This is a genomic window from Mesoterricola sp. JemC181, assembly GCF_055384585.1.
Genome location: NZ_AP045076.1, coordinates 2,285,899 through 2,311,604, shown reverse-complemented (window position 1 = coordinate 2,311,604; position 25,706 = coordinate 2,285,899). Strand labels below are relative to the sequence as shown.

The 25,706-nt window shown below is 69.9% G+C and carries 25 protein-coding genes and 1 riboswitch; of the genes, 10 read left to right on the top strand and 15 right to left on the bottom strand.

Annotation, left to right across the window (positions count from 1 at the left end; genetic code table 11):
• Positions 1-82: 82 nt before the first annotated feature.
• Both ACZ5MC_RS10145 and ACZ5MC_RS10140 read left to right on the top strand, forming a co-directional pair.
• Positions 83-367: a hypothetical protein gene (locus ACZ5MC_RS10145; RefSeq protein ID WP_306600219.1), complete on the top strand. Its 285-nt coding sequence runs from the start codon at positions 83-85 to the stop codon at positions 365-367.
• Positions 364-732 carry a type II toxin-antitoxin system PemK/MazF family toxin gene (locus ACZ5MC_RS10140; RefSeq protein WP_464517671.1) on the top strand — a complete coding sequence of 123 codons (369 nt, stop codon included), beginning with the start codon at positions 364-366 and terminating at the stop codon, positions 730-732. The genes ACZ5MC_RS10145 and ACZ5MC_RS10140 overlap by 4 nt, the downstream gene beginning before the upstream one ends.
• A 73-nt stretch (positions 733-805) precedes the next feature.
• On the opposite strand, the gene ACZ5MC_RS10135 is transcribed toward ACZ5MC_RS10140, so the two are convergent.
• Positions 806-2,623 (bottom strand): tetratricopeptide repeat protein, encoded by a 1,818-nt coding sequence (locus tag ACZ5MC_RS10135; RefSeq protein ID WP_464517670.1) that lies wholly within the window; start codon positions 2,621-2,623, stop codon positions 806-808.
• A 435-nt stretch (positions 2,624-3,058) separates the two neighbouring features.
• Between ACZ5MC_RS10135 and ACZ5MC_RS10130 the strand changes: the two genes are divergently transcribed.
• The 6 genes from ACZ5MC_RS10130 (at position 3,059) to ACZ5MC_RS10105 (ending at position 9,533) form a co-directional block, all read left to right on the top strand.
• Positions 3,059-4,198 (top strand): aminotransferase class I/II-fold pyridoxal phosphate-dependent enzyme, encoded by a 1,140-nt coding sequence (locus ACZ5MC_RS10130; protein ID WP_306600216.1) that lies wholly within the window; start codon positions 3,059-3,061, stop codon positions 4,196-4,198.
• Entirely contained in the window at positions 4,195-5,325 is a 1,131-nt protein-coding gene (locus tag ACZ5MC_RS10125) for a GNAT family N-acetyltransferase (RefSeq protein ID WP_464517669.1), read from the top strand. The genes ACZ5MC_RS10130 and ACZ5MC_RS10125 overlap by 4 nt, the downstream gene beginning before the upstream one ends.
• Positions 5,309-6,289: an NAD-dependent epimerase/dehydratase family protein gene (locus ACZ5MC_RS10120; protein ID WP_464517668.1), complete on the top strand. Its 981-nt coding sequence runs from the start codon at positions 5,309-5,311 to the stop codon at positions 6,287-6,289. Before ACZ5MC_RS10125 ends, ACZ5MC_RS10120 begins: the two co-directional genes overlap by 17 nt.
• Complete coding sequence (locus ACZ5MC_RS10115) at positions 6,276-7,172, top strand: phosphatase PAP2 family protein (RefSeq protein ID WP_464517667.1); 897 nt, start codon at positions 6,276-6,278, stop codon at positions 7,170-7,172. Before ACZ5MC_RS10120 ends, ACZ5MC_RS10115 begins: the two co-directional genes overlap by 14 nt.
• Positions 7,173-7,182: 10 nt before the next feature.
• The gene (locus ACZ5MC_RS10110; RefSeq protein ID WP_464517666.1) at positions 7,183-8,046 is read left to right on the top strand and encodes a DNA cytosine methyltransferase; all 864 of its coding nucleotides are present in this window, start codon (positions 7,183-7,185) and stop codon (positions 8,044-8,046) included.
• Positions 8,047-8,426: 380 nt separating this feature from the next.
• On the top strand, positions 8,427-9,533 hold the full coding sequence (locus tag ACZ5MC_RS10105) for an IS110 family RNA-guided transposase (protein WP_373432559.1): 1,107 nt from the start codon (positions 8,427-8,429) through the stop codon (positions 9,531-9,533).
• 591 nt (positions 9,534-10,124) lie between these two features.
• On the opposite strand, the gene ACZ5MC_RS10100 is transcribed toward ACZ5MC_RS10105, so the two are convergent.
• From ACZ5MC_RS10100 to ahcY, 5 genes are all read right to left on the bottom strand, one after another.
• Positions 10,125-10,544 (bottom strand): GxxExxY protein, encoded by a 420-nt coding sequence (locus ACZ5MC_RS10100; RefSeq protein ID WP_306598196.1) that lies wholly within the window; start codon positions 10,542-10,544, stop codon positions 10,125-10,127.
• A 220-nt stretch (positions 10,545-10,764) separates the two neighbouring features.
• Positions 10,765-11,805, bottom strand: coding sequence for an IS630 family transposase (locus ACZ5MC_RS10095; protein WP_306602277.1), 1,041 nt, complete (start codon positions 11,803-11,805; stop codon positions 10,765-10,767).
• A gap of 118 nt (positions 11,806-11,923) precedes the next feature.
• Entirely contained in the window at positions 11,924-12,652 is a 729-nt protein-coding gene (locus ACZ5MC_RS10090) for a tRNA threonylcarbamoyladenosine dehydratase (protein WP_464517665.1), read from the bottom strand.
• On the bottom strand, positions 12,649-13,383 hold the full coding sequence (locus ACZ5MC_RS10085) for a TatD family hydrolase (RefSeq protein WP_464517664.1): 735 nt from the start codon (positions 13,381-13,383) through the stop codon (positions 12,649-12,651). Before ACZ5MC_RS10085 ends, ACZ5MC_RS10090 begins: the two co-directional genes overlap by 4 nt.
• Complete coding sequence (gene ahcY, locus ACZ5MC_RS10080) at positions 13,383-14,783, bottom strand: adenosylhomocysteinase (protein ID WP_306600209.1); 1,401 nt, start codon at positions 14,781-14,783, stop codon at positions 13,383-13,385. The genes ACZ5MC_RS10085 and ahcY overlap by 1 nt, the downstream gene beginning before the upstream one ends.
• Positions 14,784-14,858: 75 nt before the next feature.
• A riboswitch (S-adenosyl-L-homocysteine riboswitch) is annotated at positions 14,859-14,933 on the bottom strand.
• A gap of 38 nt (positions 14,934-14,971) precedes the next feature.
• Here ahcY and ACZ5MC_RS10075 point away from each other — a divergent pair.
• Positions 14,972-16,393 (top strand): N-acyl-D-amino-acid deacylase family protein, encoded by a 1,422-nt coding sequence (locus ACZ5MC_RS10075; RefSeq protein ID WP_464517663.1) that lies wholly within the window; start codon positions 14,972-14,974, stop codon positions 16,391-16,393.
• A gap of 82 nt (positions 16,394-16,475) precedes the next feature.
• Here ACZ5MC_RS10075 and ACZ5MC_RS10070 read toward each other — a convergent pair whose 3' ends face one another.
• Positions 16,476-17,210: a YaaA family protein gene (locus ACZ5MC_RS10070; RefSeq protein WP_464517662.1), complete on the bottom strand. Its 735-nt coding sequence runs from the start codon at positions 17,208-17,210 to the stop codon at positions 16,476-16,478.
• 69 nt (positions 17,211-17,279) lie between these two features.
• Between ACZ5MC_RS10070 and ACZ5MC_RS10065 the strand changes: the two genes are divergently transcribed.
• Entirely contained in the window at positions 17,280-18,035 is a 756-nt protein-coding gene (locus tag ACZ5MC_RS10065) for a substrate-binding domain-containing protein (protein WP_464517661.1), read from the top strand.
• Here ACZ5MC_RS10065 and trpA read toward each other — a convergent pair.
• From trpA to ACZ5MC_RS10025, 8 genes are read right to left on the bottom strand one after another with little or no spacing between them, the layout of a single operon-like run.
• Entirely contained in the window at positions 18,022-18,774 is a 753-nt protein-coding gene (gene trpA / locus ACZ5MC_RS10060) for a tryptophan synthase subunit alpha (RefSeq protein ID WP_464517660.1), read from the bottom strand. The genes ACZ5MC_RS10065 and trpA overlap by 14 nt on opposite strands.
• A gap of 1 nt (position 18,775) precedes the next feature.
• The gene (trpB, locus tag ACZ5MC_RS10055; RefSeq protein ID WP_464517659.1) at positions 18,776-19,951 is read right to left on the bottom strand and encodes a tryptophan synthase subunit beta; all 1,176 of its coding nucleotides are present in this window, start codon (positions 19,949-19,951) and stop codon (positions 18,776-18,778) included.
• A complete protein-coding gene (locus ACZ5MC_RS10050; RefSeq protein WP_464517658.1) occupies positions 19,948-20,547 on the bottom strand; it encodes a hypothetical protein in 600 nt (199 codons plus the stop codon). The genes trpB and ACZ5MC_RS10050 overlap by 4 nt, the downstream gene beginning before the upstream one ends.
• Positions 20,544-21,296: an indole-3-glycerol phosphate synthase TrpC gene (locus tag ACZ5MC_RS10045; RefSeq protein ID WP_306600201.1), complete on the bottom strand. Its 753-nt coding sequence runs from the start codon at positions 21,294-21,296 to the stop codon at positions 20,544-20,546. The genes ACZ5MC_RS10050 and ACZ5MC_RS10045 overlap by 4 nt, the downstream gene beginning before the upstream one ends.
• Before the next feature lie 2 nt (positions 21,297-21,298).
• On the bottom strand, positions 21,299-22,324 hold the full coding sequence (gene trpD, locus ACZ5MC_RS10040) for an anthranilate phosphoribosyltransferase (protein WP_306600200.1): 1,026 nt from the start codon (positions 22,322-22,324) through the stop codon (positions 21,299-21,301).
• Positions 22,325-22,334: 10 nt separating this feature from the next.
• Positions 22,335-23,381: a 3-deoxy-7-phosphoheptulonate synthase gene (gene aroF / locus ACZ5MC_RS10035; RefSeq protein WP_306600198.1), complete on the bottom strand. Its 1,047-nt coding sequence runs from the start codon at positions 23,379-23,381 to the stop codon at positions 22,335-22,337.
• Positions 23,382-23,388: 7 nt separating this feature from the next.
• The gene (locus ACZ5MC_RS10030; RefSeq protein WP_464517657.1) at positions 23,389-23,973 is read right to left on the bottom strand and encodes an anthranilate synthase component II; all 585 of its coding nucleotides are present in this window, start codon (positions 23,971-23,973) and stop codon (positions 23,389-23,391) included.
• The gene (locus ACZ5MC_RS10025) at positions 23,970-25,382 is read right to left on the bottom strand and encodes an anthranilate synthase component I family protein (protein ID WP_306600196.1); all 1,413 of its coding nucleotides are present in this window, start codon (positions 25,380-25,382) and stop codon (positions 23,970-23,972) included. Before ACZ5MC_RS10025 ends, ACZ5MC_RS10030 begins: the two co-directional genes overlap by 4 nt.
• Between the last annotated feature and the right edge of the window lie 324 nt (positions 25,383-25,706).

Sequence of the window (25,706 nt, the reverse complement as noted above, 5' to 3'; positions counted from 1 at the left end):
TAGCTGGAATGTGACGGGGGCGTAAACGCGCCTCCCTTGCCATCCCGGGATGGTGGCATAGTCTGATGGCAGAGGTTGGATCATGTTCAGCACCACCTTGCGCCTTCCCGACGAACTTGCCGCATTTCTCCAGGAGGCCGCCCGGAGCCAGGGCCTCAGCGTCAACGCCTACCTCGCCCGCCTGGTGGAGGAGCGGCGCGAGGGGGACCGGCGCAGCCGGCTCGCCCGCGACTGGGCCCTCTACGCCGGGGAAACCGCGGCCCAGGACGTGGAATACGCTTTCGACCCGCAGGTGAGCCTTGCCGCCGAGACGCCCCTCCCCTACAGGGCGAAGCACGAGGTCAAGAAGCCGAGGAAGCGGACGTGAACCCGCGGCGCGGGGAAATCTGGATGATGGATTTCAGTCCGGACCACGCCGGGTCCGAGCAGCGGGGTTTCCGCCCGGGGATCATCGTCCAGTGCGACGAGGGCAACCTGGCGCCGGGTGCGCGGACGACGATCCTCGTGCCCCTGACCACCCGGGGCCGCCCTTTCGTTTTCTACATTCCCATTCCCGCCGGCCCGGCCACGGGACTCCAGGCCGCCTCCTGGGCCAACTGCACGCAGGTGTTCACCGTGGACAAGTCTCGCCTGAAGGCCCGTTTGGGCTCCGCCCCCGCCCCGGCCCTGGAGGCGGTGGGCCGGGCTCTGGCCGCCACCCTGGACCTGGGAGGGCATGGCGAAAGGACCTGATGCCGCCGCCCTCTGGATCGCGGCCCGTCAGGCCGTGTGGGTCGACCTGTCCACATCGGGTGCGCGAACGGGCTCACCTCCGGAAAATGAGCCCGTTCAGCCTTCGCAGCTTCCCTTCGAACCGCCACAGGGAAGCCCGCCCGGCCACCTGGATGAAACCCGTCGCCTCCGGTGGGAACGGGCAGGCGTCCTGGAGTTCCCGCTGGAAGGCCAGCCTCTTGCGCCCGAAGGGATCCCACCAGGAGCCCTTCCAGCGGACCACCAGGAGAAGCACGGGACGTTCGGCGTGGAAGAGGAGCTTCTTGCGCACCAGGTGGGCTTCGGCGACCCGGGCGTCGGACAGGCACACCCGCTGGATCTCCTGCAGCGCCGAGGGGCTGCAGTGGTGGGATTCCAGGGCATCCAGCAGCGAGACGCCCATGCGCTCGCCCTGAACCTTCTCCACCAGGGCCGCGGCGCGAAGGGCCCGGTCCCACTCCTTGTCGGCGTTCTTCCGGTCGCCCCGGGCCCGCAGGTGGTAGGCCAGCAGTTCGTGGCAGGCCGGGGCCAGGACCGGGTCGCGGTGGATCAGCTCCCGGGCCTCGAAAACCGCGGCGCTGTCCCGGCCGCGGTCCATGGCGCGGCGGATGGACAGGAAGGAGGTTTCCACGCAGTTCCGGTTGGCCGCCCGGTACATCTCCAGGGCCGCGTCGAACCGGGGCCAAGGAGCGTGTTCGTACGCGAGCTTCAGGTATTCCAGAGCGTCGGGATGGTCCGGGAAGGTGCCCTCCAGGGCCCCGGCGAGGTCCCGGTAGCGCGTGGCGTCCTCCGCCCAGCCGCGGGCCGCCTCCTCGGCGCAGGCCAGCATCCGGGCCTTCCAGGCCCCCTCCACCTCCTCGGCCACCTTCGTGCCTTCCAGGAGCCGGCGGTAGGCGTGGCCGGCGGGGGGCATGGGGACCTGGGCCTTGGCCTGCAGGTAGTCCAGGCGCAGGCGCAGCAGGGGCGGCGCCTCCTTCTGGAGGCCATCCAGCGCCAGTTCCAGCATGCCTTCGGCGCCTTCGGGGCAGGCGGCGAGCACCTCGCCCAGGTGGCGGTGGAGATCCGCGGGCAGGGGGACGCCGGTATCCAGGCAGGCGTCCCAGTCGGCGAAGACCCTGCGGGCCACCAGGGGTTGCAGGATGGCCAGGCGGCACAGGGCCCGCACCAGGGTGGGCGTGCCGTGCTTCTCGGCGATGGCCCGGTCCGTGCGGATGAACTCGCGGGCCAGGAAGGGCTGGTAGTTCGCCACCACCCACCGGGTGTAGGGGCGCAGGAAGGCGGTGCACCACCTGGGCCAACCCAGGGCGCCGTTGCGCATCGAGGTCTCGATGTGGAGGTGGACCCGGTACCAGTAGGAGGCCAGCCGCTTCACCTGCAGGTTCAGCCAGCCCTGGTAGTCCGACCAGAAGACCGCCTCCCACTCGGCCACGGCGTCCAGCTCACGGAGGCTCAGGGCCAGCAGGGGATAGATGCCGACATGCCAGTGGTACCGGCTCCACCCGAACATGCCGGCCATGGGTACGCCGGTGAGTTCCACGCTCCAGGCGTCGGGAGCCAGGATCACCTGGGGCGACCGGGGCCCCTGCCAGGCCTCCCGGGCCGCCTCCAGGCGCTCGTCCAGGGCTGGGGCCTCCCCGGGCTTCAGGACGCGGCCCGGGGGCCGGGGGAAGCTCTTGAGCGCAAGGCGCAGGCCGTAGAGGGCGTTGGCCAGGAGGAAGGCGGCGGCAGGCCAGGCCAGGAGCCCCAGGCCCGGGGCCGGGAGGACCAGGAGAAGAACCCCCGCAAGGCCCAGGAGAAGCAGGCCCAGGAACGGCAGGGTGGCGCCCAGGGTGAAGCGTGCGGCGGAGCGGATGCGATCCTCGAGCCAGCTCATTGTATTAACCTCTTATATAAATATCTGCTTCAAAGAACGGGTCGCAAGGGAACAATTAATTCAATTTCAGCATTTCAACATTGAAGTAACCCGAGTTCCGTCCCCTTCCGTTCTCAAAGCCGCCAAGACGGGCGTCCCCAATGGATTCCAGGGGAATAGATGACTTGATTCATCCCGAAATTCCCCCGCATGGGCGCGCCGGGGATTTCCACCCACCTTCCACATGCCGCATGCTATTTTCATTCCCAAGACGGGCTGGGGACGGGTCGTTTGTTGGTTCTGTAACAACTGTGTTAGCTTTATTAAAATTTGAGGTGAATGATGACCCACAAGCCCCGTGGTTCTGGCTCGGCCCTAGAAATACCGGCCCCGGTCAAGCTGCCGAGCGTTCTGGACAAGTGCGCCGCCTTTACCATTCCCGATGACTTGAAAGCCATGGGCATCTATCCGTACCACCGGGTCATCGAAACGGGCCAGGCCACCGAGGTGATGGTCGACGGGCAGAAGCAGCTGATGCTGGGGTCCAATTCCTACCTGGAGCTCACCACCCATCCCCGGGTCAAGGAGCGCGCCCTGGAGGCCATCGAGGTGTACGGCACCGGCTGCGCCGGCTCCCGCTTCCTCAACGGGACCCTGCCCATCCACGTCGAACTGGAGCACAGGCTTGCGGCCCTCGTGGGGAAGGAGGCGGCCCTGGTCTTTCCCACCGGCTTCCAGACCAACACCGGGGTCATCTCCAGCCTGGTGCACAAGGGCGAGTACATCGTCGGCGACAAGTACATCCATGCCTGCATCATGGACGGCTGCATGCTCAGCCATGGGACCCTGGTGCGCTACGACCACAACAACATGGCCGACCTGGAGGAGAAGCTCAGCCGGATCCCGGCCCAGGCCCCCAAGCTCATCGTCACCGACGGCGTCTTCTCCATGGAGGGCGACATCTGCGACCTCCCCGGCATCGTGAATCTGGCCCAGCGCTACGGCGCCCAGGTGATGGTGGACGACGCCCACGGCATCGGCGTGCTCGGCCCCGGCGGCCGGGGCACCGCGGCCCACTTCGGCCTCACGGACCAGGTGGACCTGATCATGGGCACCTTTTCCAAGTCCCTGGCGGCCATCGGCGGCTTCATCGCCGGCAGCGCGAAGGCGATCAACTACCTCCAGCACGTGGCCCGGCCCTACATGTTCTCGGCCTCGGCCTCCCCGGCCAGCGTGGCCGCGGTGCTGGGCGCCCTGGAAGTCATGGAATCCGAACCCGAGCGGATCGCCCGGCTCTGGGAGAACGCGCGGTTCCTCAAGAAGGGCTTCGACGAGATCGGCTTCGACACGGGCAAGAGCGAAACCCCCGTCATCCCCATCATGGTGGGCGAGTTCGACACCTGCATGAAGATGTGGCTCTACCTGAAGGAGGCGGGGATCTTCGTGAACCCCGTGGTGCCCCCCGGGGTGCCTCCGGGCCGCAGCCTCATCCGCATCTCCGTCACCGCGGGCCACACCCGGGAGCAGCTGGAGTGGGCCCTCGACATCTTCCAGAAGGCCGGACGCCATTTCGGCCTCCTGGAGCAGGGGGCATGACCCCGGGGATCCAGGTCCGGCCCGCGACGGGTCCCGGGGACACGGAGGCCTTCATCCGCTTCCCGTACCGCCTGCACCGGTCCGAGCCCCACTGGGTCCCCCCCCTGATCCTGGAACGCCAGGAGTTCCTGGACCCCCTCAAGAACCCGCTCTTCGAGTACGCCAAGGTCCAGACCTTCCTGGCCCTTCGGGACGGGGAGGTGGTGGGCACCATCGCCGCGGTGCGCAACGACCGCTACGGCCAGTTCCACCCGGACGAGGCGCACGTGGGCTTTTTCGGCCTCTACGAATGCGTCCCGGACCAGGCGGTGGCCGGCGCCCTCTTCGACGCCGCCTGCGCGTGGCTGCGGGCCGAGGGCAGGACCGTGGCCCGGGGACCCGTCAACCTCACCACCAACGACATCGTGGGCCTCCTGGTGGACGGCTTCGATTCGGACAACGCCGTCATGATGCCCTACAATCCCGCCTACTACGGCTCCCAGTTCGAGGCCGCGGGCTTCGTCAGGACCAAGGACCTCTACGCCTACTACATGGCCAAGGCCGACTGCGCCGACCGGCTCACGGCGGTGGCCAGCCGCCTGGACCGGGGCGGCCACGTGAAGATCCGGCCCCTCGACAAGAAGCGGTGGCCCGAGGAACTGGCGTTCGTGAGGGACACCTACAACCAGGCCTGGTCGAAGAACTGGGGCTTCGTGCCCTGGACCGACCGCGAGGTGGCCTACATCGCCAAGGAGCTCAAGCCCCTGGTGGACACGCGCTTCGCGTTCGTGGGAGAAGTGGGCGGGGTGCCCGCGGGCTTCATCGTCTCCATCCCCGACGCCAACGAGGCGCTGAAGCTGGCCCAGGGCCGGCTGCTCCCCTTGGGGCTCCTCAAGATCCTGTGGAAGCTCAAGGTCACCGGCTGCTCCAGCCTGCGCACGATGATCATGGGCGTGCTCCCCCAGTACCGGCGCCGCGGGCTGGACCTCCTGATGATCCACCGCACCATCCAGAACTCCCTGAGCACCGGGTACCGCGGCGCCGAGGTGAGCTGGATCCTCGAGGACAACCAGGCCCTCCTGAGCCCCCTCCACCAGATGGGGGCCCGGCGCACCAAGACCTACCGCGTGTATGACCGCCCCTGCTAGCGTCCTGGTCACCGGGGGCCACGGCTTCATCGGGTCCCACCTCTGCGGGCGGCTCGCGCAACGCGGGTGCCGGGTGCGGATCCTGGCCCGGCCCGGCGCCGACCTCGCGAACCTCGAAGGCCTGGACGTGGAGGTGGTCCGGGGCGACCTCACCGACCCAGGCAGCCTTCAGGCGGCCCTGGCCGGGGTCGGCCGCGTCTTCCACCTGGCCGGGGCCCTGAAGGGCTTCAGCGAAGCCGGCCTCATGGCCGTGAACCGGGACGGCACCCGGAACCTCGTGCAGGCCTGCCCCCCCGGCCTCGAGCGGTTCGTGCTGGTCTCCAGCCTCGCCGCCGCCGGCCCCAGCCCCGGCGGTCCCGAACCCAGGCCCGGCGGCGCCCCCGACGCCCCCCTCACCTGGTACGGGCGCAGCAAGCTCGAGGCCGAGCGCGTGGTCCTGGCCTCGGGCCTTCCCAGCGTCATCCTCCGCCCCCCGGTGGTCTTCGGTCCCCGGGACCGGGACGTGCTGAGCTACTTCCGCATCGCCGCCCGGGGCTTCCTGCCGGTCCCGGGCGCCCGGGAACGCTGGTACTCCCTGGTGTTCGCCCCGGACCTGGCCGAGGGTATCGCGAAGGCCGGTGACGCCTCCCTGCCCCCGGGCCAGATCATCCCCCTGGTGAACCCCGATCCCGTCACCTGGCTGGACCTGGGCCGGCGCATCGCCAGGGCCCTGGGCCGCAGGTGCCGGGAGCTCCACCTCCCGGAGACGGCCATCCGGGCCGCAGGCCAGATGGCCGGCCTTGCCGCCCGCCTCCGGGGTCGCCCGGAAATCTTCTCCCCCCAGAAGGTGGTGGAAATGCTGGCCCCCGCCTGGGTCGCCAGCCCCGAGAAGGCCCGGGCCCTGCTCGATTGGACGCCGAGAACCTCCCTGGACCAGGCCCTGTGGCAGACCGTCCGCTGGTACCGCGATCATGGCTGGCTCTAGGCGCCCCTTCGGCCTGGCCGCCCCGCTGGGGTCCTGGCGTCCCCTGGACCGCTGGGTGGTGGGCTACGCCCTGGCCACCCTGCCCTTCCTGGGCTACGGCTGGCTGCGGGGCCACCCCGGCTGCGCCGCCCAGGCGGGCGTCAATGCCCTGGTGATCGCCGGATGCCTACTGATCGCCCGGTGGAGCCGGGACACCGCCGCCGTCGTCCCCACGGTCCTCCGCCTCTTCTACGCCCCCATCATCTACTGGTGCTTCTACCATCAGGTGCAGACCCTGTGGCCCCTGTTCCACACCCTGCCCCTGGACGGCCACCTGGCCCGGGCCGACCAGGCCCTCTTCGGCTGCCAGCCCTCCCTGGCCTGGCGCGCCGCCCTGCCCCAGCGCTGGCTCTCCGAGATCTTCTGCTTCGCCTACCTGGTCTACTACTTCTTCACGCCCATCGTGGGGTTCACCGCCCTCCTGAGGTCCGGCTACGCCGCCGCCGAGCGGGTGACCCTCGCGGCCACGGCCTGTTTCTTCGTGTGCTACGCGCTGTTCTGGATGTTCCCCACCGTCGGGCCGCACTTCTGGTTCCCGCCGGCCCAGGGCCCGCGGCTCTACGACGGGTACGTCTTCAACCATGCGCTCTTCTTCTTCACCCGGGGCGGCGAGATCCGCGGCGGAGCCTTCCCCAGCTCCCACATCGCGGTCGCCACGCTGTTCACGCTTTGGGCCCGGCGGGAGGTGAAGGTGCTGTTCGCGCCGCTGGCGGTGGTGACGGCGGTGATGCTGCCGGCGGTGGTGTACCTCCGGGCGCACTACCTGGTGGATGTGCCGGCGGGGCTCCTCGTGGGGGCCGTCGCCTACTGGGCCAGCGCCCGGACCCTCGCCGCTTCCCGCTAGCATGGTCGCCATGGGGCACCTTCGCGTCATCGAGTTCTTCGCGGGCATGGGCGGCTGGCGCCGCGCCTTCGGCGCACGTGCCACGATCGCGGCGGCCTACGACATCAGCCCGCCGGCCCTGGCCACCTACGCCCGCATCTGGGGCGAACGTCCCATCGCCCGGGAGCTGGCCACCGTGCCCGCCGCGGAAATCCTGCGGCACGGGGCCGACACCTGGGCGATGAGCCCGCCCTGCCAGCCCTTCTGCCGCATGGGGAACCGCCAGGACCTGGAGGACCCGCGCTCCCGGGCCTTCCTCCGCCTGATGGAGCTCCTGGCGGCGCACCCGCCGGAGCACCTGGTGCTGGAGTCCGTGGAGGGCTTCCTGGGCTCCGGGGCCCACGCCCTGCTCACGGACCGGCTCCGGGAGGGCGGCTTCCATGCGCTGGAATACACCCTCGACCCCCAGCGCTTCGGCCTGCCCAACCAGCGGCCCCGGGCCTTCGTGGTGGCCTCCCGGAGGACCCTGGCGGGACGGGAGCTCCCCGGCCTCCCGACGGCGCCCCTGCGGGGGTTCCTGGACCCTGTCGAGGACCCCGGCCTCTACCTGGGCGAAGCCCTCCGGCACCGGCCCGGCCTGGATCTGGTGACGGAGGACGCCACGCGCACCGCATGCTTCATCGGCGGCTACGGTCGGCGCTACGTCGGCAGCGGGTCCTTCCTGGAGACGGAGCGCGGCGTGCGCCGGTTCTCGGTGGCCGAGACCGCGCGGCTGCTGGGGTGGGAGCCTCCCCCGGCGTTCCCGGAGGAGGTGTCCGCTGAGGGGCGCTACAAGCTGCTGGGAAATGGATTGAGCATCCCGGTGGCGGCCTGGGTGGCGGGGCATCTAGCCTAGACATCATGTATTGGCCTGACACGAATCAGGCGGGCCGTTAGAACGAGATCCCCGGGGGCTCTGCCCCCAGACCCCCGGGATTTATCGCCTGAAGCCCAGAAACTGGGCCGGTTGGAAAGGCGGTTGCCAAGGACGGGGCCGGATGACTCCGGCCCACCCTGTTTCCGGGCCCGGGTCGGCGCTCGGGTCGCATCCCTGCGGTAGCCCTAACCTCCGCCCGGCTGTCTAAAGGGTGGTGCGCAAGGCCCACCGAGGCAAGGCCCCAGGCTCCTCAAAGGGGCCTGTCCGTCCTTAAATGACGCGGGTTAAGCTCAGTGCGCATTACACAACCGGCTCAGAGCCGTAATTGAGGAGGACAGGCCGTGAACGATTCTAGCAGGGTGAGCAAGTACGTCGGGCTGGATGTCCACAAGGAGACGATTGCGGTCTCGGTGGCTGAAGCCCACGAAGGGGAAGTTCGGTACGTGGGTGAGATCGCCAATACACCGGAGGCCGTGGTGAAACTTGTGAGGCAACTCCGGAAGGATGGCGCGACGCTTTCGTTCTGCTACGAAGCGGGCCCCTGCGGTTACATCCTTTATCGGCAACTACTCGCTTTACGGCTGGAGTGCCAGGTTGTGGCGCCGTCCCTCATTCCCAGGAAACCTGGGGACCGGGTCAAAACCGACCGCCGCGATAGTCTGACCTTGGCCAGGCTCCACCGGGCCGGGGAACTAACGGCAATATGGGTGCCCGACGAAGCCCAGGAGGCCCTGCGGGATCTGACCCGGGCTCGGGAGGACCTGAAGCATTTGCAGCACGTCGCCAAGCAGCGACTGTTGGCCTTCCTGCTGCGGCACGGGCGGACCTATTCCGGAAAAACCCGGTGGACCCAGGCCCATCTCCGCTGGCTGGAAACCATGAAGTTCGACCAGCCGGTCCAACAAATCGTCTTTCAGGAATATGTCGATACGGTCCAGGCCATGACCAGACGGGTTGCGGCCTTCGACGAGCAGATCGAAACCGCCGGATCGAGTTCGGCCTTCTCCAGGCTGATCGAAGGCTACATGGCCCTGCGCGGGATCAACCGCCTCACTGCGACCACGATCGTGGCTGAGATCGGCGATTTGAGGCGATTCGCCAATGCACCCCAGTTGATGAAGTATCTGGGGGTGGTTCCCAGCGAGCATTCCAGTGGCGAGACCCGGTCCCGCGGGGGGATCACCAAGACCGGCAATGGCCATGTGCGCAGGGTCCTGGTGGAGGCAGCATGGACCTACCGGCATCCCGCGAGGAAAACCCCGAGCCTGCAAAGACGGGCCGAACGTGCTCCAGAAGCAGTGCAGACCATCGCCTGGGCTGCACAGAAGCGCCTTTGCGCACGCTACCGGCAGTTCGAGGCCAGGGGCAAGAAGAAGGTCCAGACCTGCACGGCCATCGCCCGCGAGCTGACCGGCTTCCTCTGGGCCATTGGCCAGGCCCTGCCACCGCCTACCCCCAAGCCTTAGCTGGCTGAAGTGCAGCCGCAGTGTGTCGGCAGCAGAACGGACAACGGTGGGAGAATCCTCGAACCCTCTAAGAGGCATTCGCTTCTGGAATGACCCTCGCCACTAGATCGAGGCAGCTCCTCGACGAACCCGTTGTCATGCGGTACCCAACCCGCGCATATCAGACTGATCAACCGTCGGCATGCCGTCCGTTCTGCTCCCTACACACTGCCGGAAAAGAGAAATAGTTGGCTGCCAGCCTTGACAGGCCAATACATATCAGAGGGTGTTTTAGAAATAGAAGGCCCCGCGACGGTGTCCAGAAGCGTGATTATCGTGCGCAATGCCCGCAGGATGGATTGGGAATCCATTCAAGGGCATTGCGCACGATAAGCGCGCTTCTGGGCACCGCCCTCCGGGTGATGGCAGCGTGCCCGCCAACTCTGCGTCAGGCTCGTCGACCGATGTCCCGCATCGGTTTTCCTCGCCTTCCTTGATTTGCCGGGCACGGTGCCATCATCGCGGGGCCTTCTATTTCTAAAACACCCTCTAGTGTAGGCCGCCAGAAGAACAGGTAACACCTTGTCCCCCCCCCTTCGCCTCGGGTCCAGTTCAGGGCTTGGTGTTGACGAGTCGCTTGATGCCCCCGTCCTTGAGGGGCCAGTTATGAAAATTGATCAGCAGGCCCACTTCGAAATTTGCAAAGTGGAGGCAACTATTCAGTTGGGCGAAGTCGGCATCCGAAAACTTCGCAATGGCCTTCGCCTCGACGACCACCTTGTGGTCCACCACGATATCCATGATGTAGGCATTCTCGACGCACAATTCCTTGTAGGTGATGTCGAGGTGAACCTCGCGTAGGGCCTCGTGTCCGGCCAACCTGAGTTCATGGGCGAGGCAAGCCTTGTAGGCATTTTCCAGGAGTCCAGGCCCCAGAACTATCTGCACCCTGATGGCAGCGAGGATGATGGCTTCGGTGATATCTCGATGGGGATAGTTGTCGCCCCAATCTTCGCCCCAATGCCGACCCATGACTTCCTCCTTCGGGTCAGGAGTGCGCTCAATCACGCCGGGACGTTCAGGCCAAAATTCTTTCCTCGGTATCCTCGGCCTCCTCGGCGCCTCGGCGATGGGCTTTTCGACGGGTGCTTCGGCGCATGTAATCTTTGCGCCGACTGATACTTGAGAAAGCCATCGCCGAGGCGCCGAGGAGGCCGAGGATACCGAGGAAAAGAAAAAGGCAGGTTCGCCGTCAACCCTTGGCAGAGGCCGTCCGAATGGCCGCGAGGGCCTGCCGTGCTCGTGTCACCTTGGCGAGGATATCGTTCGCGGACGCGGTCCAAACAAATGGTTTCGGAGCGGCATTGTGTCTCGCGATATAGGTGTGGATCGCTGCTTCGAGTTCCGGGACGGATCTGAAAATACCCCTTCGGATGCGGTTCTCCGTGATGTCCCGGAAAAATCGCTCCACCATGTTCAACCACGATGAACTGCTGGGGGTGAAGTGAACGTGGACCCTCGAATGGCCTTTCAACCAGCTTTTGACCGCCGGATGTTTGTGGGTGGCGTAGTTGTCGCAAATGATGTGCAGAGCGAGTCGCTTCGACGTACCCCGCTCAAGCCGCTTGAGGAACTTCAGCCACTCCTCATGGCGATGACGTGGCATCGTGGCCGAGATCACCGTACCATCCAGCGTGTTCATGGCCGCAAAGAGGGTGGTCGTTCCATTGCGCTTGTAGTCGTGCGTCATGGTGCCGCAGCGACCCTTCTTCATCGGTAGGCCAGGCTGAGTCCGGTCCAGGGCCTGAATCTGGCTCTTCTCATCTACGCTCAGCACGATGGCATGCTCCGGAGGGTCCAGATACAGGGCCACGATGTCCACCAACTTCTCTTCGAAATGAGGATCGTTGCTTAATTTGAAACCAACGGTGCGGTGCGGCTTGAGGCCATTCTGACGCCAAATGCGTCCCACCGTGCTCTCGCTCACCCCGGTGGCCTGCGCCATGGAGGCCCGGCTCCAGTGCGTGGCATTGACGGGCTGTTCCTGCGTCGTCTTATGGAGCACCTCTTGCCCCTTCAAAGCAATCACCCAAGACTTCCGGCCTCGACCTGGGCGTTCCCTCTCGAGGCCATCGAAGCCCGCTTCCTCCCATCGCTTGAGGCATTGCCAAGCAGTCCGATGATCACAGCCCAAAGCCTGGCCGATGTCACGAAAGGACTCGCCAGAAGCTCGATGAAGAACAATCTTGGCCCGCAGGACGCTGCGCGCAGGCAAGGTCCGGCTCCGCGCCATTTCCTCAAGGCGTCTGAATTGCTCCACAGTTAGATCAACTCGCCCCACTTGCGCCAAAGTTCTCACCTGCCGCTTGGATGCGACGAGCTGTATTGGCGTTACAGGTATTTCTGGCGGCCTACACTAGGAGCCTCCGGATCACTTCCTGCGCCACCCGCAGCCCGAACAGCGCCGGCATGTACGACACCGTCCCGATGGGCTGGCGCTTGCGGCCGGTGCCGTGGTGCTCGCCCACGTCCGCGGGTTCGAAGGGCGTCGTGTTGAGGGCGGGCTCCACGGAGTAGACGCAGGGGATGCCCGAGGCCACGCCCCGCCTGCGCAGGCGCAGCCGCACCACGCGCGCCAGGGGACAGATGAGGGTCTCGGAGATGTCCCCGACCCGCACCTGGGACGCGTCCATCCTGCCGCCGGCGCCCATGCTGGAGACCACGGGGATGCCCAGCCGGTGCACGGCCTCCAGGAGGGTGACCTTGGAGTTGAGGGAATCGATGGCGTCCACGACCATGTCGGGGCGCGGGTCCAGGAAGCCGTCCACGGTGTCCGGGTCCAGGAAGCCGGGACGCGCGTCCACGTCGCAGTCCGGGTTGATGTCCAGGATGCGCTCCGCGGCCAGGTCCGCCTTCTTCCGGCCGAGGGTGGAGTGCAGGGCGAAGAGCTGGCGGTTGATGTTCGTGGCGTCCACCGCGCCGTAGTCCACTAGGCGGAAGTGCCCCACCCCGGCGCGGGCCAGGGCCTCCACGGCGTAGGACCCCACGCCCCCCAGGCCGAAGACGGCCACCCGCGCGTCCCGGAGCCGGGCCAGGGGCTCGGCGCCCAGGAGCTGTTCGGTGCGGGCGTACCATCTCATCTCAACCATCTCCTGAAGAGGCGTGAAGCGTTTTCATGGGCGGGCACCGGGCGGGGGGAGGCGGCGGCGATGCGCGCCAGGTTGGCGGGTTCGTTGGGGCCCGTCACCCCCTCCGGGGGCAGGTCGGGGGAATCCGTCTCGAAGAGGATCCGGTCCTCCCGCAGCGCCGCCAGGGAGGCGTGGGCCCGCCTCGCTCCGGGGACGGTGAGGGCGCGCCCGAAGGACAGGTGCAGGCCGAGGGCCTGGAACTCCAGGGCCACCTCGGGGGCGCCGGAGAAGGCGTGCACGAGGCCGCCCGAGGCGGGGAGGCCGGTCTCCCGGAGGATCTCCAGCAGGCGCCCCGCAGCCTTCACGCAGTGAAGGGAGACCGGGAGGTCGCGCCGGATGGCCAGGGCGAGCTGGGCGCGCAGGGCTTCCTCCTGGAGCTCCCGGGAGGGCCTGCCGTCGGAGAAGTCGAGGCCGCATTCGCCCGCGCCGGCGCCGGCGTCGAAGGCCGCCTCCAGCCGCGCCGCCCAGCCCGGGGACGCGCCGTCCACGTACCAGGGATGCAGGCCCGCCATGGGAAGGATCTCCGGTCGGCGGCCCAGCTCCAGCACCCGGTCCCAGTCGCCTTCCCGGGTGCCGCAGCAGACCATGTGCGTCACCCCGGCCCGGGCGGCCCGGCGCAGCACCGCCTCCAGCCCGGCGCCGAAGCGCTCGTCCTGGAGGTGGCAATGCGCGTCGAAGAGCACTAGTACCGGTAGTGCTCGGGCTTGAAGGGCCCTTCCACGGGAACGTTGATGTACTTCGCCTGGGTCTCGGAGAGCTCCGTGAGCTGGGCGTTGAGCTTCTTCAGCTGGAGCCTCGCCACGTGCTCGTCGAGCTTCTTGGGCAGGGTGTAGACGCCGACCGCGTACTCGCCCTTCTTCGTCCACAGCTCGATCTGGGCCAGGGTCTGGTTGGCGAAGCTGGAGCTCATGACGTAGGAGGGGTGGCCGGTGCCGCAGCCCAGGTTCACCAGGCGGCCCTTGGCCAGCAGGATGATGCGCTTGCCGTCGGGGAAGATGACGTGGTCCACCTGGGGCTTGATCTCCTCCCAACGGTAGCCTTCCAGCGAGGCGATGTTGATCTCGCTGTCGAAGTGGCCGATGTTGCAGACGATGGCCTGGTCCTTCATCTTCGCCATGTGGGCGTGGTCGATGACGTGGTGGTTGCCGGTGGCGGTGACGAAGATGTCGGCCTTGTCGGCGGCGTAGTCCATGGTCACGACCCGGTAGCCCTCCATGGCGGCCTGCAGGGCGCAGATGGGGTCGATCTCGGTCACCCACACCTGGGCGCTCAGCGCGCGCATGGCCTGGGCGCAGCCCTTGCCGACGTCGCCGTAGCCGCAGATGAGGGCGACCTTGCCGGCGATCATGACGTCGGTGGCGCGCTTGATGCCGTCCACCAGGGACTCGCGGCAGCCGTAGAGATTGTCGAACTTGGACTTGGTCACGGAGTCGTTGACGTTGATGGCGGGGAACTTCAGCTCGCCCTTCTCGGCCATCTGGTAGAGGCGGTGGACGCCCGTGGTGGTCTCCTCGGTGACGCCCCTGATGCCGGCCAGCTGCCGGGAGTAGAAGCCGGGATCGGTGGCCAGGGTGCGGCGGATGGCGCCGTACAGCGCCCGCTCCTCCTCGTTGCCGGGGTTGTCCAGCAGGGAGGCGTCCTTCTCGGCCCGGGCGCCCAGGTGCACCAGGAGGGTGGCGTCCCCGCCGTCGTCCAGGATCATGTTGGCCGCGCCCTCCTTGAAGGCGAAGATGCGGTGCGTGAAGTCCCAGTAGTCGTCCAGGCTCTCGCCCTTGAGGGCGAAGACCGGGGTGCCGCCCTGGGCGATGGCGGCGGCGGCGTGGTCCTGGGTGGAGAAGATGTTGCAGGAGGCCCAGCGCACCTCGGCGCCCAGGGCGATCAGGGTCTCGATGAGCACCGCGGTCTGGATGGTCATGTGCAGCGAGCCCGCGATGCGCGCGCCCTTGAGGGGCTGGGCTCCCGCGTACTCCTCGCGGATGGCCATGAGGCCGGGCATCTCAGTCTCGGCGATGGCGATCTCGCGGCGGCCCCAGGGGGCCAGGGACAGGTCGGCGACCTGGAAGTCGGTGGTGGTGGCGGTCATGGGAACTCCTGGGCGGCTGCCGGGTGGGGACACCGGGCGGCGATCCCGCGCCTACCCGCGAACCCGGCTGAGGTTTCAAGGTAAGCGCCGTTGGGAGCACAGGCTTCCGAGCCTGGGACATGGAGATGCCTTGCAGCGCCTCTCGGAAGTACCCAATGATACGCAATCTCAGGTATCCTGGCAATGACATGGACGCCCCCCAGCCCGTCTTCGACACCCTGATCCGGAACGCCCTGGTGGTGGACGGGACGGGAGGCCCCCGCTTCAAGGCCGACGTGGGGCTCCTGGACGGCCGCATCCATGCCGTGGGGGACCTGGGCCCGGCCCGCGCCGCGGCGGTGCTGGACGCGCAGGGCCAGGTGCTCGCCCCGGGGTTCATCGACACCCACACGCACGACGACCGCGCCGTGTTCCGCGCGGATTCCATCCTCCCCAAGTCGAGCCAGGGGGTCACCACCGTGGTGGTGGGAAACTGCGGCATCAGCCTGGCGCCCCTTTCCCCCCTCCAGGCCCCCCCCGCCCCCCTCGACCTCCTGGGCGGCGCGGAGGACTTCACGTTCCCCACCTTCGCCGCCTACGCCCGGGCCCTCCAGGACGCCCCGCTCGCCACCAACGTGGCCGCCCTGGTGGGCCACGGAACCCTGCGCGTGCGCACCATGGAGGACTGGTCGGGGCCCGCGGACCCCGGGCAGCTGCGGGCCATGGTGCGGGACGTGGAGGAGGCCATGGAGGCCGGCGCCCGCGGCCTCAGCACCGGCCTGGCCTACCCCACGAACATCGGCGCCGACACCGCCGAGGTGGTGGCCCTGGCCCGGGCCGCGGCGAGGCACGGCGGCCGCCTCGCCATGCACGTGCGCGACGAGTTCGACGGCGTGGCCGGCGCCACCCGCGAAGCCTTCCGCTGCGCCCGGGAATCCGGGGCCTTCCTGGTGCTCAGCCACCAGAAGGTCGCAGGCCGGGCCAACCGCGGCCGCAGCAGCGAGCTCCTGCGCCTCTACGCGGAGGAGGGCGCCGGGGTCCCCTTCGCCATCGACGCCTACCCCTACACCGCGGGCTCCACGGTGCTGGACCCGGCCTTCGCCTCCCAGTCCAGCAAGGTGCTGGTCTCCTGGTCCCTGCCCCATCCCAAGGCCGCGGGCCACACCCTGGCCCAGGTGGCCAAGGGCTGGGGCTGCACCGAGGCCCAGGCCCTGGAGCGCCTCAAGCCCGGGGGAGCCATCTACTTCCACATGGACGAGGCCGACGTGGAGCGCTTCCTGGCCTTCGACCGCTGCATGGTCGGCTCCGACGGCCTGCCCCACGACGTCCATCCCCATCCCCGCCTCTGGGGCACCTTCGCGCGCTTCCTCCGCGTGTACGTGGCCGAGCGCAACCTCTTCACCCTGGAGCAGGCCGTGCACAGGATGACGGGCCTGCCCGCGGAGGTCTTCGGCCTTGCGGGCCGGGGCCTGGTCAAGCCCGGGTGCCACGCGGACCTGGTCCTGTTCGATCCGGCCAAGGTGCGGGACATGGCCACCTACGAGCATCCCGGCCTGGCTGCGGAGGGGATCCTGGAGGTGTTCGTGAACGGCGTGCCGCGGGAAGCGGGGACGGCGGGACAGTTCCTCTGATCCGGAATCCGGGAAGTCCTGGAAATTGGGCCCCTCGGTTCGCGGCCTTGATCTCGAAGATCGGCACCACCCCTGGAAAAGCCTATCGCCGGAAGACCCAGCGGTCGCCGGTGCTGTCCTTGGGGTCGAAAGCGTAGCCCTCCGAGTCGAAAGACTTGAGCCCTTCGGGTTCCCTGATCCGGTTCAGGATGGCGAAGCGGCACATGAGGCCCCGGGCCCGCTTGGCGTGGAAGCTCACCACCTTGCCGCCGTCCAGGAACACCGGCGTCAAGGTGCGGGCCGGGAGCGCCACGGCCCGGGAGAACTCCCCGGACGCGAGGTTCACCAGGGGGCCTCCGTCCAGGGCCGCCTTCAGGGCCCGGGTGAGCGTCCCTTCCCAGAAGGCGTAGAGGTCGGGGCCCTTGGGGTTGGGCAGGCGCGCGCCCATCTCGAGGCGGTAGGGCTGGATGAGGTCCAGGGGGCGAAGCAGGCCGTAGAGGCCCGAAAGGATGCGCAGGCGGTCCTGGGCGAAGGCGAGGTCCGCGGCGTCCATGCCGGTGGCGCCCAGCCCGTTGAAGGCCTCCCCGCTGTAGGCGAGGGCGGCCGGCCGGGCGTTGGCCGGGCTGAACGGGGGTTTCCAGGCCCGGTAGCGGCCTGCCGTCAGAGCGGCCAAGTCCTCGGACATGGCCATGAGCTTGCCCAGGGCCCCCAGATCCAGCTTTTTCAGGAGGCCCGCCAGCGTCCGGGCCTGCGGGAGGTGGACCGGGAGGGAAACGGGGACCTCCGGGACGGGCCGGTCGAAATCCAATTTCTTCGCTGAGGAAATCAAGAGAATCACGAAGACTCCGATAAGGGAGGGGTGACGATCTGCAGGACGAACGTTTCCTCCAGCCTATAAGGAGTTCCCATGAACGTGGGCCGGATCTGCATCATCGCCTTCGCCGCCATCTGCCTCCGGGCCCAGGACCTCGTCCTGGCGGTGGGCATCACGCCCGCCCAGAACATCTTCAACCGCATCCAGGGGCCCTTCGAGAAGGCCACGGGCATCCACCTGGTCCTCAAGGACGCCCGCAGCCCCGAAGCCTGGCGCCTCCTGGACGCCGGGCAGGTGGAAGCCGCCTCGGGCGGCCTCACCTGGGAGGACTGGGTGGCCTCCATCAAGGCCAAGAACCTCCGGGTGCCCTCCGAGGAGGAGATCACCCGGTTCCAGATCGGCATCGACCAGATCCAGGTGGTCACCAGCCCCGACGTGCTCCTGTTGGAGCTCGGCCGGGAGGAGCTGCAGGGCATCTTCAGCGGGAAGACCACCAACTGGAAGCAGGTGGGCGGGGACGACGCCCCCATCGTCCTGCTCCTGGATCCCACCCAGATCGCCACCAACGACACCTTCCGCGGCCAGATACTCGGCGGCGCGCCCTTCGGGCCCGCCAAGTGGACCTTCCCGGCGGGCGTCACCCTGGTGCAGGCCGTCGCGGCCACGTCCCATTCCATCGGCTTCGCCCCCAAGGCCTCCCAGGAGAGCCTCAAGGTCAACAGCCCCGTCACCCCGGCCATCACCCGGCCGGTCCTCCTGGTCATCAAGGGGAAGAAGCCCAGCGCCAGCCTCCGCCGGCTCCTGGACTACCTGGAAAGCCCCGAGGGAAAGCAGCTCACGGTCCGGTGACCGGCAGCCGCGGCCCCAGGAAGGCGCCCAGCGCGGCGCCTCCCGCCAGCGCGGCCACCAGGGCGGAGCCGACCACGGGCACCGCGCCCAGGGCCCGCACGCGCTCCAGGCTCCCGGGGTCGTCCAGGCCGAAGCCCACGGCCAGCGGGCGGTCCGTGGCGCCGCGCAGGGCCTCCAGGCGCTCGGCCACCGGGCCCAGGTCGGTGCCCTGCCCCGTGCCGGTCACCCCCAGGCGCGCCACCACGTAGGCGAAGCGCTGGGCGAAGGGATGCCCGGAGCCCGGGTCGGGCCGGGAGGCCAGGAGCTGCCGGGCCCTGGCCAGGGGCGTGGTGGGGGTCAGCAGGGGCACGATGGGGTAGCCCGCGGCCCGCAGGCGCTCCTCCCACGCGGGCTCCTCGCCGAAGGGGAGGTCCACCACCAGCAGGCTCCTCACGGGGGTGGGCGCCAGGAGCCGCTCCAGGTCGTCCCCCAGCTGCAGCAGCGGATTGAAATAGGTGAACAGGACGACGTCCGGCCCCGGAAGCCCGGCCAGCGCCTCCAGAACCCGCCGCGGCGAGGTGCCGGCCTCCAGGGCGCGGTGGGCCGCGGCCTGCAGCACGGGGCCGTCGGCCACCGGGTCGGAATGGGGCAGCCCCACCTCCACGGTGCCCACCCCCAGGGCCCGGAATTCCGCGAGCAGCGCCGGAAGGCCTGAAAGCGTGGGATCGCCCGCCATGATGAAGGGAAGGATCGGTTCCATGTCAGGCTCCCAGCGCGGCTTGGTAGGTGGAGAGGTCCTTGTCGCCGCGGCCGGAGAGCCCCGCCAGGACGGTGCGCGCCCCGAGCCGCCCCAGGACGGCCAGGGCGTGGCTGGATTCCAGGGCCGGCAGGATGCCCTCGGCGCGGCAGAGGCGCCGGGCCGCTTCCAGGGCCTGGGCGTCCGAGGCCCGCAGGGCCTCGACGCGGCCCTCCAGGCACAGCGCCGCCAGCTCCGGGCCCATGGAGGGATAGTCCAGGCCCGCGCTGATGCTGGCGGTCTCGGCTGTCCAGCCGTGCTCGTCCTGGAGCAGGAGGCTTTTGCAGCCGTGCAGGACGCCCACGCGCCCGCCGCCCACGCGCGCGGCGTGCTCGCCGATGCCCGCGCCGTGGCCCCCGGCCTCCACCGCCACCAGGCGCACCGGATCGTCCCGGAACGGCACCATGAGTCCCAGCCCGTTGCTGCCGCCCCCCGCGCAGGCCACCACCACCTCGGGCAGTTCGCCGCAGGCCTCGAGCACCTGGGCCCGGGCCTCCTCGCCGATGACGCTCTGGAAGCTGCGGACGATGAGCGGGAAGGGATGCGGGCCCAGGGCCGATCCCAGGATGTAGTGGGCCCTGTCGCAGCGCCCCGCCCAGGTGCGCAGGGCCTCGTTCACGGCCTCCTTGAGGGTGCGCAGGCCCGCGGTCACCGGCACCACCTCCGCCCCGAAGAGCCGCATGCGGGCCACGTTCGGGGCCTGGCGGGCCATGTCCACCTCGCCCATGTAGACGGTGCAGGATAGGCCCAGGCGCGCGCAGGCCGCGGCGCAGGCCACGCCGTGCTGGCCGGCGCCGGTCTCCGCGATGACCTCGCGCTTGCCCATGCGCCGGGCCAGGAGGGCCTGGCCGAGGGCGTTGTTGATCTTGTGGGCGCCGGTGTGGGCCAGGTCCTCGCGCTTGAGGTAGAGGGCGTGGAGGCCCAGCTCCCTGGCCAGCCGCGGCGCGGAGGTGAGGGCCGTGGGCCGGCCCACGAAGGTGCGCAGCTCCTCCTTCAGCTCGCGCTGGAAGCCGGGGTCGGCCAGGGCCGAGACGAAGGCCGCCTCCAGCTCCAGCAGGGGCTGCATGAGGGTCTCCGGCGCGTAGCAGCCCCCGAGGCCCAGGTCGCCGTAGCGTCCGGACAAGGTGAATTCCGTCGTCATCGCTTCTCCAATCGGTGTGCTTCGGCCACGAACGCCGCCACCAGGGCGGGATCCTTCAGGCCAGGGGCGCGTTCCAGGCGGCTCGCCGCGTCGAAGCCCCTGCAGTCCATGTGCGCGGGCAGCGCCCCGAGGCGCTCCGCCAGCAGGCCCCCCCGGAGCCCGCCGGCCAGGAGGAAGGGCCCGGGCGGAGGATGGGCCCCCGCGTGGGCCAGGCCGGACCCGCCCAGGAGGCCGGTGGCCTTGGGCCCGGTCTCCCAGAGGTACAGGTCGGCGGGCGCCGGCTCCTGGCCGGGCTCGTCGGGCCACGGCAGCAGGATGCTCAGCCCGCGGGCCCGCAGGAGTTCAAGCCCGCTCCGGTCCGGCAGGTACGGCTGCACCCACCGGGCGCCGCAGAGCTCCGCCCACCGGGCGATCTCCGCCGCGTCCCCGGCCACCGCCACCAGCACGGCCCGGTCCCCGGCCAGCCGGGGCAGGAGGGGATCCGGGCAGTGGCGGGGACTCGCGGGATGGGCGAGGAAGCCCAGCCAGTCCGCCCCGGAGGCCAGCGCCAGGGCCACGTCCCCGGGGGTGGTCAGGCCGCAGACCTTGGCCTTCACGGACGCACCGCCCGGAGGAAGGCTTCCGGATCCGCGGCGCGCATGAGGGACTCCCCGATGAGCAGGGCGTCGAAGCCCTGGGCCAGGGCCTCCCGGGCCAGCTCCGGGCTGCGCAGGCCCGATTCCCGGATGAGCAGCGCCCCCGGGAAGGCCCGCCGCAGGGGTTCCGCGTCGGCGGGGCCCTCCGAGAAGTCCGCGAGGTTGCGCACGTTCCACCCCACCAGGCGCGCCCGGCTTTCCTGGGCGGCGGCGATCTCGTGGATGGCGTGCAGCTCCACCAGGGGCTCCAGGCCCAGGGCCCGCGCCGCCGAGGCGTAGGCCGGGAGCTCGCCGCCCAGCACCCGGGCGATGAGCAGCACCGCCTGGGCCCCCAGGGCCACGGCCTCCTCCAGATGCTTCCGGGTGCAGACGAAGCCCTTGTAGAGCACCGGCAGGCCGAAGCCCAGGGCCAGGGGGATGTCACCCGGGCGCCCGCCGAACCAGTGGGGCTCGGCCAGCACGGAAAGGCACGCCGCCCCGCCCCGGGCGTAGGCGCCCAGCCGGGAGGCGAGGTCCGCGTCGAGGGCGAAGGGCCCCAGCGAGGGCGAGGAGCGCTTGAATTCCGCGATGACCGGCAGGCGCGCCCGGCGCAGGGCCAGCTCGAAGGGGCCCTCGCCCCGCAGGGGATGGGCGCGGAAGGGGGTCCGGAAGGCCTGCTCCGCGATGCGCAGGCGCTCCCGCTCCACGATGGCCGAAAGGATCTCCGCCATGGCTATGCCGCCAGGGACAGGAGGGACGGCAGGGGCAGCCCATCCTCCAGGGAGGCCCGCACCTCGGCCACCAGGGCTCCCAGGCCGGACAGCTCCCGGTCCCGCACCAGGGCGAGGCCCAGGGCGGCCTGGAGGGCCACCTCCTCGGCCACGCGCCTGGAATAGTCCGGGTGGCCCGCGCCCCCGGCGAGGCCGCGGGCCAGGTCCACGCACGCCTCCAGGGAGCCGGCGGCGGCCGGCGCGAGGCCGCCGCGCACCCCGGCGTCCCCGGGCGAGAAGCGCACGGCGGGAAGGAGGCGCCCGGCTCGCACCGGCTGCAGCAGGGTGGGGCCCTCCAGGGACGCCTCGTCCATGCCCGCGCCCGAGGCGGTGGTGCCGTGCACCACCAGGGCCCGCTCCAGGCCCAGGGCCGCCAGGGCCTCGGCCACGGGAAGCACCCACTCCTCCCGGGCCACGCCCAGCACCTGGTAGGCGGGGCGGGCCGGGTTCAGGAGGGGGCCGAGCATGTTGAACACCGTGGGCACCGCCAGGGCGCGGCGGATGGGCACCATGCGCGCCAGCACCGGGTGGAAGCGCGGCGCGAAGAGGAACACGAAGTGGCTGCGGGCCAGGTCCGCCTCCAGGAGCGGCAGGGGCCGGGCCAGGTCGAGGCCGAGGGCCTCCAGCAGGTCCGCGGACCCGCAGAGGCTCGACGCCGAGCGGCTCCCGTGCTTGACCACGTCCACGCCCATGTGGGCCAGGGCCAGCGCCGACAGGGTGGAGAGGTTGGCCGTGTGCACCCCCTGGCGGGCGTCGCCGCCGGTGCCGCAGGTGTCCAGGGAGGGCCCGGGGGCCGGGAAGGCCACGGCGTGGCCGCGCAGCACCTGCGCGAAGGCCGTGAGTTCGGTGCCCCGGAAGGGGCGGCCGTTCAGGTCCAGGAGGGCCTGGCCCACGGCCTTGGGGTCGGAATCCGGGTCGAGGCAGGCCTCCATGAAGGCCCGCGCCCCGTCCAGGGAGAGGTTCTCGGAAAGGTGCAGGGGGTTGGTCATCGCATGCTCCTCAATTGGCCGATCCCCAGCCCACGGCGCGCCGGATGTACGGGACGCCGGACTGGCTTTGGGGAAGATCCAGGCGCCGGCCCACGGCCCGGGCCACGGGGCCCAACTCCTCTGCGAGGCGGCGGAACTCGGGGAAATGCAGGGACTGGGCGCCGTCGCTGAGCGCCCTGGCGGGATCGGGGTGGACCTCCACGATGATCCCGTCGGCCCCCGCGGCCACGGCGGCCCGGGCCATGGGAATCACGGCGTCCCGGCGCCCGGTGCCGTGGGAGGGGTCCACCACCACCGGCAGGTGGGTCATGGCCTTGAGCACGGGGACGGCGTTCAGGTCGAGGGTGTTGCGGGTGGCCGTCTCGAAGGTGCGGATGCCGCGCTCGCAGAGGATCACCCGGGCGTTGCCCTCCAGCAGGACGTACTCCGCGGCCAGCACGAACTCCTCCAGGGTGGCCGAGGGGCCGCGCTTGAGGAGCACGGGCTTGCCGGCCCGCCCCACGGCGCGCAGCAGCGGGGCGCTGGACATGTTCCGGGCGCCGATCTGGAAGCAGTCCACGAAGGGCAGCATCTCCTCCACGTCCGCGGGGTCCATCACCTCGGTGATCACGGGCAGCCCCGAGGCGTCCCCCGCCTCGCGCAGCAGCAGGACCCCCTCCTGCCCCAGCCCCTGGAAGGCGTAGGGGGAGGTGCGGGGCTTGTAGGCCCCGCCCCGGAGGCCGGTGGCGCCGTAGGCGGCGATGTAGTTCGCGGTGGCGACGATCTGCTCCCGGTCCTCCACCGAGCAGGGACCGCCCATGAGGGCGATGGCCTCGCCGCCCACGTCGGCGCGGCCCAGGGCCACCCGGGTGCCCCGGGGCGCCGCGGACCGGGCCGCCAGGATGGGCTTGGCGCCCGAGGCCTTGGCCCACTCGACGCCCTCCAGGGCCTGGACCTCCTTCAGGGAGGGCCCGCCGGGGCCCAGCAGGGCCAGGAAGAGGCCGAAGGGGAAGTCCAGCCGCCGGGCGCCTTCCAGGGCCTCCAGGGCGGGGACGGGGTGCTTGAGCTTGATGATCATGGGGGCCTCAGTTCAGGACGGGGTTCCGGCACAGCCCCACGAAGTTGGCCAGCAGCCCCGCGCCGTCGGGCGTGAGGATGGACTCCGGGTGGAACTGCACGCCGTGGCAGTTGAAGGTGCGGTGGCGGACGGCCATGATCTCCCCGTCGGCCGTCGTGCCCTGGACCGCGAGGCAGTCCGGGAGGCTCGCGGCCTCGGCGGCGAGCGAGTGGTAGCGGCCCACCTGGAGCGGGTCGGGCAGACCCGCCAGCAGGCCCGAGCCGTCGTGGGGCATGAGGGAGATCTTCCCGTGCATGGGCCGGCCCGCCCTCGCCACCCGGCCCCCGAAGGCCTCCACCATCACCTGGTGCCCCAGGCACACGCCCAGGATGGGGACCCTGGGCGCCAGGGCCCGCACCAGCTCGATGCAGACGCCGGCGTCCCGGGGGTGCCCGGGCCCCGGGGAGATGACCAGGCCGTCCAGGTCCATGGCCAGGGCCTTCTCCACCGTGAGGGCGTCGTTGCGCACCACCTCCAGGCGGGGCTCCAGGGCCCCGATCATGGAGACGAGGTTGTAGGTGAAGGAATCGTAGTTGTCGACGAACAGGATCATCGGTGCACCTCCACGCCGAGGGCGGAGAGGAGCACGCCGGCCTTGGCGTGGATCTCCGCCCACTCCGAAGCCTCCACCGAATCCGCCACGATGCCGGCCCCGGCGCGGAACCGCGCCACGCCGTCCTGGATCTCCAGGCTGCGGATGGTGATGGCGATCTCGAGATTGCCGGTGCGGTCCAGGATCCCCACCCCGCCGCCGTAGGCGCCGCGGTCCTCGCCCTCCAGGGCGGCCAGTATCTGGGTGGCGCGGATCTTGGGGGCGCCGCTGAGCGTGCCGGCCGGGAAGGTGCTCCACAGGGCGTCCAGGGGCCGGAGCTCCGGGCGCAGGCTGCCCCGCACCTCGGAGATGAGGTGCATGACGTGGCTGAACATCTCCACCTGCTCGCGCACGGGCACCGTCACCGAGCCGTGGGCGCAGACCCGGCCCAGGTCGTTGCGGGACAGGTCCACCAGCATGGCGTGCTCCGCCAGTTCCTTGGGATCGGCCTTGAGCTCGGCGGCGAGGCGCCCGTCCTCCAACGGGTCCCCCGAGCGCCTCCGGGTGCCGGCGATGGGCACGGTGGCCACCTGCGAGCCCTCGACCCGCACCAGCATCTCCGGCGAGGCGCCCACCAGGGTGCGGCCCCCCAGGGACACGAAGAAGTGGTACGGGGAGGGGTTCAGGCGCCGCAGCCGCCGGTAGACCTCGAAGGGGTCGCCCTCGATGCGCCCCTCGAAGGGCTCGCTCAGCACGATCTGGTAGGCGTCGCCGGCGAGGATGGCCTCCTGGGCGGCCTTGAAGTTGCGCGCGAACCGCGCCCGGTCCGGGGTGCGGGTGGTCGCGAAGACCGGCGGGGCGGGCCGCTCGGGCAGGGCCCCTTCCAGGCGGGAGGCCAGTTCCGCCAGGCGCGCCTCCCCGTCCCCGGCCGTGGGGAAGTGGTAGAGGTAGCCCTGCTGCTTGAGGTGGTCCAGCACCAGGCCCGAGGCGAAGCGCCCGAAGCGCAGCCTGGGCTTGCGGGCCCCGGGGAAGGAAGCCTCCAGCACCGGCTCGGCCAGGGCGAAGGCGCTGAAGTCCGCCCAGCCCACCGCCCCGCCCAGGAAGGGCACCGGGACCTCGGGAGTCTCCACCTTCAGGGCCGCGGCCCAGGCCTCCAGGGCCGCCAGAGGGTGGCCCGGCAGGGCCTCCCGGACGCCGCCGCGCACCAGCGCCGCCTCCGTCCCCGCCTCGAAGACCTCCGACGCGTCCAGACCGATGAAGGAGAAGCGGGCCTGGGACTCGCCGCCCGTGACGGACTCCAGCAGGTAGGCGTCCTGGCCCGGCTCCGTGAGGGCCAGGAAGGCCCGCACGGGGGTCGTGAGGTCCGCCGGGAAGGAGATCACCAGGGGGGCCGCAGCCGCCGGGGTGGATGTGGGGGATGCAGGTGTCATGTTTTCCTCTAGATACGAAAAAGCCCACCGTGAAGGTGGGCCGGGATGCTTGCTTTGGGTTCTCTATGCCTTATGTCCGAAGGCTGCCCACGCGAACGCCCGACCCCTGGTGCCAGTAGCGCCAGTTCCAGGCCAGGTTGGTCATGCGATGGGTCACGAGGGACTCCGGTTAAGGGGGAAGTCTACGGGCTTCCGGGATGGAATGCAAGCAGTCGGAACAAGGGCTTGTGCCGATGCCCCCGGGGCACGTGCGACGGATCCACCACTGATCAATTGATATATTTTTTGGCCGTTCGGGGTAAAATTTTTTCATTCCGAGGTGGG